We start from the raw sequence: 15,782 nt of genomic DNA, 5'->3' as shown, positions 1-15,782 counted from the left end.
GAGAACAATTCAAGTGTAACGCTTACATTTTGGTACAACAACCTGTTAAACTATAGGTTTTCACCCGACAAAGTATAGGTTTAGCTCAGAAGTAATCTATTGTCAGGAAAAAGAGTTTTCATTCTCCACGCACAATACGGAATCCTTGATCGGGACCAAAACCATTTGCATCAAATTTGCCTCGAAATGATATTTCATTGTTATTGACACCGCCGATCCAGCCTCCGCCTTTCACAACTCGCCAAGTTTGATTTGGACTCTCCGAATCGCTGTACCAGTCCCAGCACCATTCTCTCACATTCCCAGACATATCATAGATTCCTAACTCATTCGCCTTCTGAGTTCCGACTTTTTTGGTTTGATTACGATTGCTCTCAATAGCGGGCCAGCTCCAGTCACCCGTCAGAATGTTCTCGCCGGCATTTACCCAGTACCAAGCAACTTCATCAGGATTGTTACTTCCGCTGTATGTGTAATTTAAGCTCTTTTGACCTCCGCTTGCAGCGTATTCCCATTCTGCCTCTGTGGGTAAACGGTAACCGTTGGCGTCCTCGTTGATCGTTACATTCCATTTTATAGTGTCGTTTTCATTGTGATTATTCGTGTCCTGGTTGTCTTTATCTATATTGTAATAAGGTTTCAGGTTTTCTTTTATACTTTTTTGATTACAGTATTCCACTGCGTCATACCAGCTGACCATTTCAACAGGCAGGTCATCTCCCTTGAAGCCAGAAGGGTTTTCCCCCATAACCTCCATCCATTCTTTTTGAGTTACTTCGTATTTGCCAATATAGAAGGAATCCAGCGTTTCATTCCTATCAATCTGACTCGGCTTACTGCTCTTGAAGGCTCCCCCTTCGACAAATACCAAGTCATCGTTTACTGTGGTATTACTTGCTGAACAAGCACTCAGACTAACAACTATAGCGATTAAAGTTAACCATACCATCTTCATTCAATTATTCTCCTTTACTAGCTTAAATCCGGCAACGTCGAGGTCCGTTAGTCTGGAGAATAACGTTACTCAACGCTACCGGAAAATTGAATTTAAATACAGGTGCAGAAGTTAAACTGCATCACATCATTTTTACCAAACCGTCACGTTTGCGCTTCCGCTACTTTGATAACCTTCCGTTGCCATCACCTGATAGGACCAGCTGTTGCCTAAGTACATCCCTTTGCTCGCCCATGCATTCACATGATTACTGAACGTGATGGTAGAATTGACTCCGGTCGGTCTCTTGGACTGTCTAACACTCCAATATTGAGGGAAAGTCTGAGTACCATCAATGGAAGGTGCATTGTATCTCATCGTTGTATAGATGTCATATGTGCCGCCATCACTAGTCATCGAGCCCTTATACGTTCCGGTAGGACGATACGTTCCCCAGCTATCCACCACGTAATATTCAATTAGAGCGTTTCTAGTCCAACCATAGAAGGTGAGATAGCCGTTACCTGAAGGAGAGAATACGCCGGCATTATAATTGACCACTCGATTAGGCGTACCGTATGTCCACCCTTTCCCGACAACAAAGTTCCCGGTATTTTGCCAATTCACGCTGTAATTCCCGCCCGATCCATTCACGGCGTTGACCGTTCCTCCACCATCTGTCCAATTTTGCCAATAATCTGTTGCTGCGCTCGATGTGGCTGCGAAGACACCAAAACTCATGGCAGATGCGAGAACAACGGTTAACAATTTTTTGCTAAATTTAAACATAGATTATACCTCCTGATATTTTAATAGATTTGGTTGATGCTACAATCCGATATGAATGTTCTTCAGCAAATTCACTTGAAAAGACGTTGCGAAAACAGATACAGATCGTTCTTCCACACGGGCCAATCATGTCCTCCACTTTCCTCATGCCAAATATGAGGTACTCCGTGTTGCGCCAGATATTGGTGAACCCCAAGACTAATCTCTATAAGATTGTCCTGTTCACCGCAAGAGATCCATAACAGCGAGAGTAATGAAGGCGCTTTCGAAAGATCAGGGACAAGTAGCTCCGGACTTCTGGTATTTGGGGCTGCGGAGAAAGCACCGATCCATGCAAAATGGTCTAGATTACTTAATCCGATATTTAAGGATTGACCTCCGCCCATGGATAAACCAGCAATCGCCCTTTTGTCCCGGCTTTTATGCAAAGGGTAGTTCGACTCCATGTAAGGTATCAAATCGTTGAGCAGATCGGATTCAAACCGTTTAAATGCTTTGATTTTCTCAGGTTCAAACAGGTCTCCTTCGGCTCGGTCATTCGACATTGCGCGACCGTTGGGGAAAACAATAACCATCGGCTCAAGCAAATTATCGTTGTACAGATTATCGAGAATAATTTGCGGAGAACCATGAGTATGCCATTCGGTTTCGTCTCCACCAATACCATGCAAAAGAAAAAGTACAGGATACATCGTTGTCGAAGAAAATTCTGGTGGGGTGTACACCATCGCTTTACGGGAATTGCCAACCGTGGTGGAAGGATACTCTACCGTCTCCATGACTCCACGTGGTATATTCTCCCGATACTGGTCATATCCCGTTACTGCTGGTGAGATCAATTCCATTCTCTTTTCCTCCGAACATATGAGTGACTATCAGTCTTCAGTTAATCCACATAGCCAAAACCCAGAATAGTGAAGCATTTATGTTCATGACCTTCCGCCATTTCGATCTCGATGGAGTGTTCCCCCACATGCTCTTCGTTAAGCAGAAGTGTGGCATGGCAATGGGTCCAGTTCACTTGACGCGGATCGACTTTTTGGACGAATACCCCATCTACCTTGATATGTGCAGTTCCGAATTCGTCGTTACCCGAATCCTTGAAGATCAGAATGAGGCTTTTACACTGCAAACTTATCCGAAAGCTGCTCTGATCCTCTTTCCCCTCTCCTGTACGCATCCAGTTGTTGGGGAACTGAGGTGTACCATAGTCATGAGCATCCATCTCAGCCATCTGCAGATCCGTGTCGGTTTTACAAAAAGAGCCTGCATCAATTCGGGCAATGTGATTGCCGTTTTTCCGATCCAACAGCTTCACATTAACAAATTCATTTCCAATTAGCGGAGCTTTTTCAATATCATGATCTTTCTCATCCCACTCAGAACGATTCGTCACGTCGAACAAATATTCCAAACAATCGGCCATTATTCGATGCCCTATGTTAGTTGGATGATATATATCATGGAAAAATTGTTTTTTGGAAATAACGTTCCCTTCACCTTTTGTCTTGTTGAACTGATCTACGACAGCATCTTTCACACTTACCATTGGCAGATCATAATGCCAGCCTACCGGAGCGAGACGATCCTGTAGATTCCAGTCATTTTCGAATACACTGAATAACAAGATGACCGCTGGCTTGTTATCGGCAGTAAGTGCTTTGAGTACCAGACTCTCGTAACATTTACCTTGGGTTTCATCATCTGCGTCATTAACTGCGAATTCGATTATGACAATATCCGGCTGAACGGCACCTCCCCTCAGCACATCACGATCATAACGTACAATCCCCAGTTCTGAAGGCGTTCCGCCCACACCTGCTTTAATCAGATGAATGGGACTATTTTTTGAAAGCGCAAACATAAACTTGAACGACTCATACGACCGATAAGCGTAACTATGGAGATGAATAGGTACTGCACCAGCACCATGGGTAATGGAGCCTCCAATATAAGCGATAACGACAGGTTCGCCGTTTTTTGCCTTCTCAATGGCTCGTTTTAATCTGACATTATTCCCTTTGTTCAGAAGAGATCGGCCAATCATGTCGCGATATCCATGTGACTCAAAATCAATTGCGGGCTTGACTGCCGACGCTGTCACTCCAACTGGATCGCGCGGTGCAGTGAATTCTGTGTTTTCACCTGCATCTCCTGAATCCTGGAGCATAGATCACCATCACATCCTTCCGGTTAGATTCTGACCATCCTCAAACAACATTTAAAGAATCACAGCTTGTATTAATAGATCAGATGTGATCCTTCTCCCAAAGTGTATCCCTTACATAATTTTACAACAACCTGACAAAGTATAGGATTTTAACCAATATATCATTTTAATTTGAGTACAATCACATGCAGATCAGAACACCTATAATTTTTCATGTAAACGCTTTAATTTGTATACTATTTCCATGTTATAATTTTGAAAAACCGCATTGATGAAGGAGGATACTCATGAATATCACGGGTCAAGGCGCGTGGGATACGGGTACATATACAAATCTGTTTTTGAAGCTAGGTTACGATGAGAATGAGATCACGAACAGATTGGAAGAAACATGGAACGTGCTGTTTTATGGCGATGAAAATACTCGAATATATTACCCCATGGGTGAGGACAAGGGTTATTTGCTGGACACCGGTAATCTCGATGTTCGCTCCGAGGGCATGTCCTATGGCATGATGATGGCTGTTCAGATGGACAAAAAGGAAGAATTTGATCGACTCTGGAATTTCTCACACACGTTTATGCAACATAAAGCGGGACGTTATAAAGATTATTTTGCCTGGCATTGCAAACCTGATGGAACCCGACTCTCACAAGGTCCTGCTCCTGATGGTGAGGAGTTTTTTGCCCTGGCACTTTTTTTTGCCTCCAACCGCTGGGGCGATGGCACTGAACCTTACGATTACAAGGCACAAGCCCGCAAAATCCTTCGTGCATGTATACATCAAGGCGAAGACGGCGAAGGCGATCCCATGTGGGACCCGGAAACAAAACTGATCAAATTCATACCAGAAACACCGTTTAGCGACCCATCCTACCATCTGCCTCATTTTTATGAGCTATTCGCGAAATATGCGGATGAAGAAGATCAGAACTTCTGGAAAGAAGCGGCGGCCGCTAGTCGGGCTTACCTTCATACAGCCTGCCATCCCGTAACCGGACTATCACCTGAATATGCGAACTATGACGGCTCTCCGGCTCCAATACAGCCGCATGGTGATTTCAGACATTTTTACAGTGATGCCTACCGTGTTGCTGCAAATATAGCGCTGGACTGGGAATGGTTCCGCAAGGATCACTGGCAGATCGAACAATCCAATCGGATTCAATCCTTCTTCAGTGATATTGAAATGTCGGATTATCGTCGTTATACAATAGAAGGGGAACCTTTCGACGAACCTTCACTGCATCCTGTAGGTTTGCTGGCTACCAATGCCATGGCTTCACTGGCTGCGGACGGTCCACATGCTGACACATTCGTTCGCAAGTTCTGGAACACCCCTCTGCGTCAAGGAGAGCGACGTTATTACGACAATTGCCTGTATTTTTTCAGCATGATCGCTCTAAGCGGAAGATATCGCATGTACTAAAGTAAGGGAATGTGCATGAGCCGTTGAATCTGTCCTGTGAACGTTTGGCTTGCAGGACAGGTTCAATCACAGAATTTTCAGAAGGATGCAATGAAATTTACGATTTAATCTATATCAATAAAAAACGTTCCCGGCTCGCATATGTTGACTGCGAACCGGAAACGTTTGGTTGTGCAAATACAGGCAGTAACTTTTCCCGCTCTGTATGATTCAGATACTTTAATTATTTGGAAACAGAAGAAGTATCATAGGAAGACTGCATAATCTCCAGATATCGATTCATGTTCAGTCCCTCCAGGCCTTTCACATATTCATCCCAATCCTTATCCAGACTTTTGGCGCCTGTAATAAATTGCAGGGCGTTCTGATCGATGTAATCCTTGAGATTGGTCTGCATCATGCTGGCTTCATCAGCTTGGGACGGATCTACCCACAATGCCCAATGAGGGAAAATCTCTTTTGGTTCCTTGCCCTCCATTAACAATGTCGCCTCATAGAGACGTCGCTCACCACCATCATTGGCATAGATGTCTGTCCCCTGTACTTCGGAGTCCCGATATGCCTGATAATGATTGTACTGACTCAATGCAGCCCAACTGTCATTACGAGGTTCTTCTCCAGGAGGAAGCGGAATGGCTTTATATAGCGGCTCAATCTGATCATTGAGCGCCACTTCTCCTTCTTGTGGTTTGCGCCAGCTTACGCCCTCTTCTCCCAGATATGATGCCATGGTTCCTTCCTGGGTATAGAGATAATCCAGCAGCTTTATGGCCGCGATCTGCGTTTCCTCACTGGCTTTGTTTGTCAGTACAAAAGACGCTCCGGGATCAATCGGATAGTTGTACGTAGCATAAGCAGCATGGGGTCCCTTCAATGGAGGGATGGGATTGTAATCATTCCCGTAAGGAGAACCTTCGGCAGTGGTTACGAATAACGATGGATGCATCGCTGCTCCCGCACCGAGAAGCTGTGCATCAGCGTTATCTCCAATTTTTTTGAAGGCCCCGACGTTTTGGGTAAATGCCCCTGGATCAATCAACCCTTCATCGTACAGGGATTTAATATAGGCAAGCCCTTCTTTCCACTCCGGTTTGTTCACTACGGTCTCCACTTTCCCCTGATTGACAATGAGATAATTCCGATCGTCGTCATAGATAAAACCGTTCATCAAGTACGGAATAATGTGCACACCGAAATTTTCAGTCGAACCGCTTAGCGGTACTTCGTCGGCTTTGCCGTTCCCGTTCGGGTCTTTCGTTTTAAATGCCCGAAGCATTTCCTTAAATTCTTCTGTCGTCGTGGGTTCGGTCAGGCCCAGTTGTTCCATCCATTTGGTGTTGACCCACATCTTGTTTGGATATGAACAGTGAAAACATTCATTCAGACCCGTCAGACCATAGATATTTCCGTCAGGAGCAGTGTTCATGGCCCGATAATAGTCATTGCTTTCAAGCACTTTTTTAATATTGGGAGCATGCTCCTCAATCAGATCATTCAGCGGCAAAATAACCCCCTGCTGACCAAACTTTAACAAGTCTGTCTGGGAGAAACGATCTACCCAAGGGATGAGCAGATACAAGTCCGGGTAATCACCGGAAGCCAGTGAAATCTGTCTTTTCTCCGCTGCACCGTCGAATGGAACCGTGGTCCAGTTGAACTGAATATCAAACTTCTCTTCCATTTTCTTCGTGAATTTGTTAGTGGACAGGTTCGTATCCGAACCCTGGTGGGCAAACACATTAATGGCCGTCTTGCCTGATGGATCGCTGCCTTCCCCGTTCCCCTTATCAGAACTTGAACATCCGGCAAGTACCAACGAGGTAAACAGCATACAGGCAAGAATGATGAATCCCGCTTTTTTCAATACAATCCTCTCCTTCATGAATAATAGAAAATATGAACTTATCCTTTAACTGAGCCAATCAGCATACCTTGCACGAAATACCGTTGAACAAAAGGATAGATGATTAGCACCGGCAAGCTGGCCATCACAATTAATGAGTACTTCATGAGTTCAGCCATCTGCTGCTGTTTAATCATTTCCGATGCATCCATGCTCCCCGTACTGCTGTTCAGAATAAGAATGCTGCGCAATATCAGCTGTAGCGGATAGAGCGACTGTGATTTTAAGTAAATGAGGGCGTCAAAGTATGCATTCCACTGACCGACAGCGTACATAAGTGACAACACGGCAATAATCGGTTTGGCGAGTGGCAGGATAATACTGAAGATAAACCGGATGTCACTGCAGCCATCGATGTCTGCTGCTTCGGACAATTCTTCCGGTATCGAATTCTGAAAAAAGGTACGGGCAATGATGACTTGCCATACCCAGACGGCATTGGGAATCAGCAACGCCCAGCGGGTATCAATCAGTCCCATGGTTTTGACCACCAGATAGGTAGGGATCAAACCGCCTGAGAACAGCATGGTGAAGGTGATAAACATCATTAACGAGCTGCGGCCAACAAACGTTTTTTTGGATAATGGATAAGCAATCATAATGGTCAGTGCCACGCTGATGAAGGTGCCGCAGGCTGTATAGAAAAGGGAATTGGCATACCCGGTAAGGACTTGATCATTCCGCAATACAGACTTGTAACCGTCAAACGTCAGGTCAATGGGCCACAACCAGACTTTTCCCGAGGAGACGGCAGCTGGGCTACTGAGCGAAGAACTCACAATATATATCAAGGGATACAGCACGGCAATCAGCACCACTGTCAACATGAAGTAAACAACCGTTATAAATACGCGGTCTCCCCAGGATTCACGAATCGTACTGCTGTTCTTGATCCGCGAACGAGCTGCATTTGTCTGTGTGTTAGGCATGGGTTGGTTCTCCTCCTTTCGCTCCCGTTACCATAAGCTTGTATTGGACAGTCGCTTGGCGACCGCGTTTACGATTAATAACAGAATCAGGTTAATCACTGAGTTGAACAGGCCAACCGCAGTAGCGAAGCTGTAATTGGCATTCAGCAATCCTATTTTATAGACATACGTGGAGATGATCTCCGAAGCAGACAGGTTGAGTGGATTTTGCAGCAAATATATTTTTTCGAACCCAACAGCCATGATATTCCCTACACTCAGGATCAGAATGATGACGGCTGCCGGAAGTAGTCCAGGCAGATCAACATTAATGATTTTCTGTATTCGGTTGGCTCCGTCCACTTTGGCGGCTTCATACAGGGATGGATCAACACCTGCCAGAGCAGCCAGATATATCACAGCGGAGTACCCCATTCCCTGCCACACATCGGAAAATACGTAGATGGATCGAAACAGTCCAGGCTCACCGAGAAAATTCACCGCTTCGAAACCAAGGGCGCCTGCAATCGTGTTGACAATACCCAGCCTAGGAGACAGAAAGAGCATAATGATGGAGACCATAACAACGGTAGAGATGAAATATGGAGCATACGTCACCATTTGTACTGTTTTTTTGAATCGTATGTTTTTGATTTCGTTCAGCGCGAGCGCCAGTAATATAGGAATCGGGAAACCAACGATCAGGCTGTAAAACGAAATGTAAAGCGTGTTCTTGATCAGCGTGACAAACGCCGGATTTTTGAAAAGTAACTCGAAATACTTGGTTCCGGCCCACGGACTGCCCCAGATCCCCTTGATGACGTTGTAATCTTTAAAAGCCAGGACCGCATTCACCATGGGTACATACTTGAAAATAATAAAGTAAGCAATCGGTGGCAGGATCAGCAGATACAGCTGCCAATGTCGCCTCCAGCTTCTGGATAATGCTTGTTTCAAGGCAAACGGTTTACTCGGTTTCTCCACGGACTTTGATTCACTGGTCATTGTGGTTCTCAGAATCATCCCCCCATTCTTGGCTCCAAATCGTGCTGAACTGCAACTCGACTTGGTAGCGCTTACTTTTTTGAGTAATCATAAGATTGCGCTGGGGATGCGTAAAGGTACAGTTACGCTGAGAAAGTACAAAAAGCGAATATAGTTCCCGAGAAACAGCCTACATTAACCGCTATGAACGTCCATTTTCCGAAACACACTCGGAGAAATGCCGCGTACCCGCTTGAAAGCTCGGCGGAATGAATGTGCACTGTTATACCCGGTGGCCTCCGCGATCTCGTCAATGGTCTGACCGGTGGAGTGCAACAAGTTAGAGGCAGCATCAATGCGTACCCGTTCTACATAATCGGAAAGATTCTCTCCCGTATGTTCTTTGAATAGTTGGGATATAAACTTCTCGGACTTGCTCATGTGCTCCGCAATCCGATAGATCGTCAAGTTTGCATCCCCATAATGTTGTTGGATAAAACAAATCATTTCGTTTACAGTATCCGCATGTGCTCCTGCTCTTCTTCTCTGGAAATCACCGCAGATGTCTTCTGTTAACCGTTTGAATTTTGCCCGCAGCGAAGTGATCGTTTCTGTCATCTGAATGGATGTCACCCGGGTTTTGTATTCCTCCAGCAGGGAGGCATCCAACTTGAATTTTGGTTCGTCCAGCTTCAGAAAAGTCCCCTTCAGCTCCATGATGAACTGCTGTGTCATCTCGTAGGACAGTTCCCGCTCCTCTAAATTACGAAGAAACAATTGCTCCAGAATACGTACCGCCTCTTCAGGCTCCCCGACTTTGATTGTGTTCAGCAGGCGCTGTTCAGACTCAATCGGATAATAGAACATTTCATTTTCCTTCATCGTATCTTCAAATCTCACCAGATGATCTGTTCCCATATGAATGGCATAATCCAGAGCTTGTTTGGCTTCGTCAAAGGAACGCCCTGCATCATTCCAGACCTCGTAAGCTGCACCTGTGCCAATGGCTGTGGATATCCGATGCTCCCGGTAGATCACTTCCATCAAGGTGTTCAGCTCTTTTTCACATCTCCCTATAGCTTCATTCAGTTGGTTCTCATCCAATGGACAGGCAAAAGCGATCTGGTCTGTTCCCCAATCCGTGATCAGCAGCTGTGCATTCCACTCTGTAAGTACCTGTTTGATGAGCAGCCTTGCGACACCCAGTTCATGGATCGTTTCTTCACTGTCCGGATTGGCATATCCGTTTACCTTCACTAAGCCTGCCAAGCCCTTGCTGCTATGAAGAGAAATGTGCGCCTGGGATGAGATAACCTCCAACTCAAGTGAGGTATAGACTTCTCCCGTTAACAAACGTTTGATAAAACCGTCTCTCAATAACGGAATCTGCTCATTCATGGCGTTTTTAAGTGAGTCATTATTAGCAATGAGATTGTTAATATGGCTTGCCAAAAAATCATATTCATTGCCCCGTCTGCCTGGGGAATCGGTAATTTGTTCCCTAAAAGAGGCCAACAATCTGTATACGGGTGCACTATTCCGATAGGCCAGAACCAGCCCGAATAACAGTCCCAAGGCAATGGTTGCCAAAGTAAAGACCAGCGTGACTTGTTTGATTTGGTCCGCTTTTGTCATGAGTGCTTTCTCCGGAATCCCTGCCATGTAATTCCATCCATTTTGACTGGACTGCATCGATATCAGCAGCCGACCATCACTTCCAGGCTGTACATTCTGCACGTTCAGCTCCGTTTCCGCAGCGTTATCTTCTCTCTGGCGACTCTGTGCCATTTGCTCGGCTTCGGCTTGTTCAATGCCATGGGAGAAAATGATCTGTCCTTCCGCATCAGTGACGAGAGTCCAGCCGCCATATTGATCCACAATATGTTGAGTAAGGCTGGCCATCTGATCCTGATCAATCATGACACCAATCGTCGCTTGCGGTTTGTTGAAGCTGTTCAAAGGCAGAGATTGCAGAAACGTAATGGCGGGAACATCTGCAAGCACAGTGCCGAGTATTTCACGTTTATAGTTTCGAAGCGGTATGATTTCATTAAAGTGTGGTTGTTTGAGAATTTGGTCATGCCATTGATCAAACGACATACCGTCCAGCTGATTGGCAGCATAATAATGCTCTGGACGATAATACACCGTTCTTGGTGTGATGATGGCATTGTAGTTCGGAATGTGAATGAAGAAATGGGACAAGTAATCATTGGTACTGCTGTACATGGAGAGGCTCCGCTGCATACGGTTCATACCGTAGACATTGTAGAGATCATGCGGCTTTGGGCCAGCAATTAAATTTTGCAAATCGGGATTGACAGCAAGCTGTCTGGTAAAAGCTTCGACTTGAAGAAGATTTCGCTCAATGATCTCTTTCCCGAGACTCAGCGACTTCAAGCTGTTTTCAATGGAGCTGGAACGGGCCGCTTCAATAGAAGCTCGGTAAGAGGCATATCCCGCAATTTGAGGAATCATCAGAATGACAAGATACGAAATGAGGAATCGGCGGAACACGGGTGAAAATTTGGACCATAGGAGCTGCATATGTACCCTCCCTTTTTTATCAAGCGCTTACATTTCTCTGTGATAAGGTAGCTGTTCAATGATACACCGGGCATTTCTTCCTGGTGAAGGTACAACTTCTTCCTTATGGTACATTTACATACTGTAGCGTACAATGCTTGCATGAAAATAATTGTCACTCTGCGGGTTAGCGCACAAATATAGTTGTATTTTACCTTCGCATGGGCTCATTCTCAAAGTATCAAAAATAAACGCAAAAAACCTCCCCAAGACATGAAATGACTTGGGGAGGTTTTGTTTAACGTTGTGCTATTAGTTGCTAACGGCTACAAATTTCCATTGTTGGTTTGTAGCACCCGTGTAGGTGTTCTGCTGCAGCTTGGCTCCATCCGAAGTGGAAGCGTTTGCCACTTCAATCGCTTTATTGCTGTTCACGTTGATGATACTCCAGTACCCGTTACCAAGATCGTTGACCTTAAAATGCTGAGCAGTTGTGTTCAGATTGCTCATGAGCTGGACCACTTCCCCATTGGTGTTGGTACCGTTGCGAATGTCGATGACTTTGTCCGGTGAGTTCACACTTGTCAAAGTATAGTTACCGTTGCCGATCGAGGTCAGAACCCACTTCTGAGGGTTGCCGCCCAGATCACTCCACTGCTGGAGCTGAAGATTGTTTTCGTTTAGACCACCTGGGACATCAATAACCTTGTTGGAATGCCGGGCTACAATTTTATAGGTTGCACCGGATACAAGACCTGTTGTTGGTCCACCTGGTCCACTGCCAGGGTAAGTCTGAGCACGTTCATGGTACCAGTTAAACAGGAATCGTCCCATGGCACTCCGTGAAGCATCTCCATCCCATTTCAGCCCAGCCGTTGGGTCGGCAAAGGAGCTTCGTGGTCCTTCACTTAGAATGAATCCGTTCATATGAGCTGCAATGCTGACATTGCCTGCTGCGTTGAAGATCGTTTTGGTATTGGTGCCAAACCCTTCATTGCTGCCATTAAACAAGTTCCAATAGGCCGAATCGCCAGGTTTGTTTTTGAACCAGGTTACCTCGGTAATATTAATCGGATATTTGTCAGCGGCTGCCTTCACGTTGGTATTCCACTGATCTTGCAGGATAGAGAAGTTGTCATATGCGCCATAACCAGGGTACCAGTGAACCGCATATCCATAGTTATTGAGCGGATCAGTCAATGGATGGCTTGCCGTCAAGCTGTAAAATTGGTTGTATCCCAGACCTGCCGCCCAGATGACATTGTCCGCACCTTTGCTGCGAATTGTTGAAATCATGGAATTTTGGAAATTACGCAAGTCATTCCAGTGATCCACAAAGTCATTTTCCCCGTTGTATCCACCCCAATGTCCATTGGCATAGGATTTCACCGGTTCGTTGATCAGTTCGAAGTGAACGTTGTCTGCACTTTTGATCTCCGGGCGTGAAGCGAGATAACCCCAGATTTCGTTGAATTTTTGCAGGTTTGCAGGTGTTGTTGCCTGATCATCCTTCAATGTGAAGTCCAGTCCCAGGACAACATAGACACCTTTTGTTTTGGCATATTGAATGTACGGAATAATTACATTTTGCGTAACTGTCTGCACACCGGCAAAGTTATATGTACCAGCAGCCACATCTCCCATGTCCTGACGATCGATGAACAGACGTACCTGATTCATATTCCAGCCATGATTGCTTCCGTACTTCGCGCTGGTGTCAGCAAAAGTATCGGTAATGTCTTTCAGATACGCCAGTGTAGCTGCATGACGGTTATTACCGTGCAGATTGAGATAATAATTGCTGTCCTGATATGTCCAGTAGGCACCTGAGGGTTGATGCCAACCGTTCAGAAGCACAGGCTGATTGTTGCTGTTCACCAGGTTTTTGCCGTTTACGTGAAGCTTGCCCATCGGCATGCCCACCCATGCTTCGGCACGGCTGCCTCCCCATGGAGCAATTGTGATCAATAAAGCCAGAATGAGTACAAGTTTACAAGATGTCATGAACTTCTTCACTTTAATTCCTCCTGATCTGATATATTGCCTTGCAATAATGCGAGGTAAGCTCCGTCAGAGTATCTCTGATCAAACAGAATCGCTCAGGTCGGCGCCCGCTCACGCAGCCCGTTCCACACCAGCAGGGGGATCCTGCGCAGGGAAGGATCGCGGTTCTGCTGTGAGCAGACGTTCATGAGATCGTTACATGCCCCCTTTTCACAGATGGAATGTTGCATGAAGTTCCTCCTCCCTCTTCCAGTCTGATCCCACTCCAAACGTACAGAAGAACTTACTTAACCGACGATTCCCGTACGCTCTACACTCTCTACGAAATATCGTTGCACAAACAAATAGATGATGATCAAAGGCAGAATGGCAAGAAGAATTCCTGTATCCTGGATCATACTCAGATAGAACGGATCAGCTTGGGAAGCTGCCCCGTCAGTAACCTGCTGGGCCAGATTATACGGAAGGGACGATAACTGAGTCGACATGACTTTACTTGAAGTCAGATAAGTCGTCGTATAGAAGCTGTCGTTCCACTGCCATACGAAGGAAAACAGCATGACTGTTACCATGGACGGAATGGCATTGGGCAGCATGATTCTTGAAAATGTTCGTCCGATGCCCGCGCCGTCTACATAGGCCGCCTCCTCCACTTCCTTCGGAATACCTCTGAAAAATTGCCGGAAGATAAAGATGTACAAGCCGGCCTTAAGTGAATTGGCCGTAATCGCCGTCAGAATAAACGGCCAATAGGTATTAAGCAAATTAACAGGTTTGCCGGCTATAAGCGTCATAAGCCCCATCAGGTCAAAGCTTTTCAGATTCAGGTATACCGGAATGAGAATAGTCGTTGGTGGTACAAGAATCGTCAGAATTACACCGGCAAACAGCCAGTTGCTTCCCCTGAATTTCAGTCTGGCGAATCCGTATCCTGCAAGTGCACAGGATGCTGTAGTCAGCAGTGTAGTCGTTGCAGACAGGGCAAACGTATTAAACAGCGTTGCCCAGTAATCCATTACGCGTATCGCCTCTTTAAAATTGTCGATGGAGAAGTTCTGTGGAATCCACACCACCACTGCCGAATACAGATCACCTTTAGCTTTGATGGATGTGGAAACCTTCTGAAATATGGGAAACAGGATAACGAAGGAAAGCCCGGTAATCAGAACGAATCGGATCATGGCCCACAGCCAGCCTTTCCAATGCTCCAGCGATAATAATCGTGATGTTGTCACGTGGGACACCCTCCTTTCTAATCTTGATAGAAGACTCGCTTCGAGAAAATGATGTTTACGATAACCAGAATGATGGCAATGGCCAGAAAGTAGACCCATGCCATGGCAGAACTTAATCCAAAGTCAAATTTGACGAAGCCGGTATCCCGGATCAGTTCCGTCATGGCGTTATTGGCAAACGAATCAATGATTGTATAGATCGCATTGACAAAAATAAGCGGGCTGACCATTGGGAACGTAATTTTCCAAAAGGCTTCATAACCCGTTGCCCCTTCCATCTTCGAAGCCTCATACAGTTGAGGGGAAATCGTCTGGATCCCTGCCAAAAAGATCAAAATCTGTACACCGGATTGACTGACGATCTGATAGATCCGATCTACGGCGCTGCTCAGATACGTGACGATCCAATCGCTCACTCCGGCGTTAACCATCAGATTTTCGAGTTCAAATGTCCCGAGTGAGCTTCCACCTGTGCTGCTCTGATTAACCGCTTCAATCAGGCTGGTGCTCTCCAGTGTCATAATCACTCCCGATGCCAGAATAACGGGCAGGAAAAAGATCGACCGTGCTACAGCCCTGCCCCTGAACTTCTGATTCAGGATGACCGCAAGGAACAGACTGAATATAACGATAAGTGGTACGTTGATGAGTACGTCTGTGATCGCCTCAATTAACGCACGGTTAAAGCTTGTATTGACGGTGAGCGCCTGAATGTAATTGGCAACCCCGTTGAATTGAATCGCTATGCCTTCCGCGTTAGCTTGAATTGTACTCATGCTGTATCGCAGAGAGGCTAACAGCGGAATGAAGAAAAACAACACAAAACCAATGAGCCAGGGAAGCACGTAGATTACGCCCCACATGGCTTTCTGCTGAGCATACGTACGACTTCCCCATTT

The 15,782-nt window shown here is 45.8% G+C and carries 13 protein-coding genes; 1 reads left to right on the top strand and 12 read right to left on the bottom strand.

Translation table 11 applies throughout. From position 1 onward, the window contains the following. Window positions 1-118: 118 nt before the first annotated feature. From AC6CIF_RS27070 to AC6CIF_RS27055, 4 genes are all read right to left on the bottom strand, one after another. On the bottom strand, window positions 119-955 hold the full coding sequence (locus AC6CIF_RS27070; RefSeq protein ID WP_498202230.1) for a formylglycine-generating enzyme family protein: 837 nt from the start codon (window positions 953-955) through the stop codon (window positions 119-121). 132 nt (window positions 956-1,087) lie between these two features. Then, entirely contained in the window at window positions 1,088-1,723 is a 636-nt protein-coding gene (gene xynA, locus AC6CIF_RS27065; RefSeq protein ID WP_076210846.1) for an endo-1,4-beta-xylanase XynA, read from the bottom strand. A 71-nt stretch (window positions 1,724-1,794) separates the two neighbouring features. Next, the gene (locus tag AC6CIF_RS27060) at window positions 1,795-2,568 is read right to left on the bottom strand and encodes an alpha/beta hydrolase (RefSeq protein ID WP_074095076.1); all 774 of its coding nucleotides are present in this window, start codon (window positions 2,566-2,568) and stop codon (window positions 1,795-1,797) included. Window positions 2,569-2,609: 41 nt separating this feature from the next. Then, window positions 2,610-3,893 carry an SGNH/GDSL hydrolase family protein gene (locus tag AC6CIF_RS27055; RefSeq protein WP_498202228.1) on the bottom strand — a complete coding sequence of 428 codons (1,284 nt, stop codon included), beginning with the start codon at window positions 3,891-3,893 and terminating at the stop codon, window positions 2,610-2,612. A gap of 287 nt (window positions 3,894-4,180) precedes the next feature. On the opposite strand from AC6CIF_RS27055, the gene AC6CIF_RS27050 reads away from it, so the two are divergent. Next, the gene (locus tag AC6CIF_RS27050) at window positions 4,181-5,323 is read left to right on the top strand and encodes a family 8 glycosyl hydrolase (protein WP_498202227.1); all 1,143 of its coding nucleotides are present in this window, start codon (window positions 4,181-4,183) and stop codon (window positions 5,321-5,323) included. A gap of 223 nt (window positions 5,324-5,546) precedes the next feature. On the opposite strand, the gene AC6CIF_RS27045 is transcribed toward AC6CIF_RS27050, so the two are convergent. From AC6CIF_RS27045 to AC6CIF_RS27010, 8 genes are all read right to left on the bottom strand, one after another. Next, window positions 5,547-7,205: an ABC transporter substrate-binding protein gene (locus tag AC6CIF_RS27045; RefSeq protein ID WP_498202226.1), complete on the bottom strand. Its 1,659-nt coding sequence runs from the start codon at window positions 7,203-7,205 to the stop codon at window positions 5,547-5,549. 20 nt (window positions 7,206-7,225) lie between these two features. Then, window positions 7,226-8,155, bottom strand: a complete 930-nt coding sequence (locus AC6CIF_RS27040; RefSeq protein ID WP_498202225.1) for a carbohydrate ABC transporter permease — start codon at window positions 8,153-8,155, stop codon at window positions 7,226-7,228. A 27-nt stretch (window positions 8,156-8,182) separates the two neighbouring features. Further along, the gene (locus tag AC6CIF_RS27035) at window positions 8,183-9,037 is read right to left on the bottom strand and encodes an ABC transporter permease (protein ID WP_339301796.1); all 855 of its coding nucleotides are present in this window, start codon (window positions 9,035-9,037) and stop codon (window positions 8,183-8,185) included. Between the two features lie 276 nt (window positions 9,038-9,313). After that, entirely contained in the window at window positions 9,314-11,665 is a 2,352-nt protein-coding gene (locus AC6CIF_RS27030; protein WP_498202224.1) for a helix-turn-helix domain-containing protein, read from the bottom strand. Window positions 11,666-11,956: 291 nt separating this feature from the next. Then, window positions 11,957-13,660, bottom strand: a complete 1,704-nt coding sequence (locus AC6CIF_RS27025; protein WP_498202223.1) for an RICIN domain-containing protein — start codon at window positions 13,658-13,660, stop codon at window positions 11,957-11,959. 83 nt (window positions 13,661-13,743) lie between these two features. Continuing rightward, a complete protein-coding gene (locus AC6CIF_RS27020; protein WP_256704251.1) occupies window positions 13,744-13,878 on the bottom strand; it encodes a hypothetical protein in 135 nt (44 codons plus the stop codon). Between the two features lie 57 nt (window positions 13,879-13,935). Next, window positions 13,936-14,883 carry a carbohydrate ABC transporter permease gene (locus tag AC6CIF_RS27015; protein ID WP_036615897.1) on the bottom strand — a complete coding sequence of 316 codons (948 nt, stop codon included), beginning with the start codon at window positions 14,881-14,883 and terminating at the stop codon, window positions 13,936-13,938. A gap of 17 nt (window positions 14,884-14,900) precedes the next feature. Next, the gene (locus AC6CIF_RS27010) at window positions 14,901-15,746 is read right to left on the bottom strand and encodes a carbohydrate ABC transporter permease (RefSeq protein WP_082219083.1); all 846 of its coding nucleotides are present in this window, start codon (window positions 15,744-15,746) and stop codon (window positions 14,901-14,903) included. Window positions 15,747-15,782 lie beyond the last annotated feature (36 nt).

It is taken from the genome of Paenibacillus sp. GQ49 (assembly GCF_059759055.1).
Note: the sequence above shows the minus strand (reverse complement) of the source record. Positions and strands in the feature narration are given on the sequence as shown.

Bases quoted from the DNA above. Each gene is read 5' to 3' on its own strand.
- AC6CIF_RS27070 (WP_498202230.1), bottom strand. From the start codon at position 955: ATGAAGATGGTATGGTTAACTTTAATCGCTATAGTTGTTAGTCTGAGT.
- xynA (WP_076210846.1), bottom strand. From the start codon at position 1,723: ATGTTTAAATTTAGCAAAAAATTGTTAACCGTTGTTCTCGCATCTGCC.
- AC6CIF_RS27060 (WP_074095076.1), bottom strand. From the start codon at position 2,568: ATGGAATTGATCTCACCAGCAGTAACGGGATATGACCAGTATCGGGAG.
- AC6CIF_RS27055 (WP_498202228.1), bottom strand. From the start codon at position 3,893: ATGCTCCAGGATTCAGGAGATGCAGGTGAAAACACAGAATTCACTGCA.
- AC6CIF_RS27050 (WP_498202227.1), top strand. From the start codon at position 4,181: ATGAATATCACGGGTCAAGGCGCGTGGGATACGGGTACATATACAAAT.
- AC6CIF_RS27045 (WP_498202226.1), bottom strand. From the start codon at position 7,205: ATGAAGGAGAGGATTGTATTGAAAAAAGCGGGATTCATCATTCTTGCC.
- AC6CIF_RS27040 (WP_498202225.1), bottom strand. From the start codon at position 8,155: ATGCCTAACACACAGACAAATGCAGCTCGTTCGCGGATCAAGAACAGC.
- AC6CIF_RS27030 (WP_498202224.1), bottom strand. From the start codon at position 11,665: ATGCAGCTCCTATGGTCCAAATTTTCACCCGTGTTCCGCCGATTCCTC.
- AC6CIF_RS27020 (WP_256704251.1), bottom strand. From the start codon at position 13,878: ATGCAACATTCCATCTGTGAAAAGGGGGCATGTAACGATCTCATGAAC.
- AC6CIF_RS27010 (WP_082219083.1), bottom strand. From the start codon at position 15,746: ATGTGGGGCGTAATCTACGTGCTTCCCTGGCTCATTGGTTTTGTGTTG.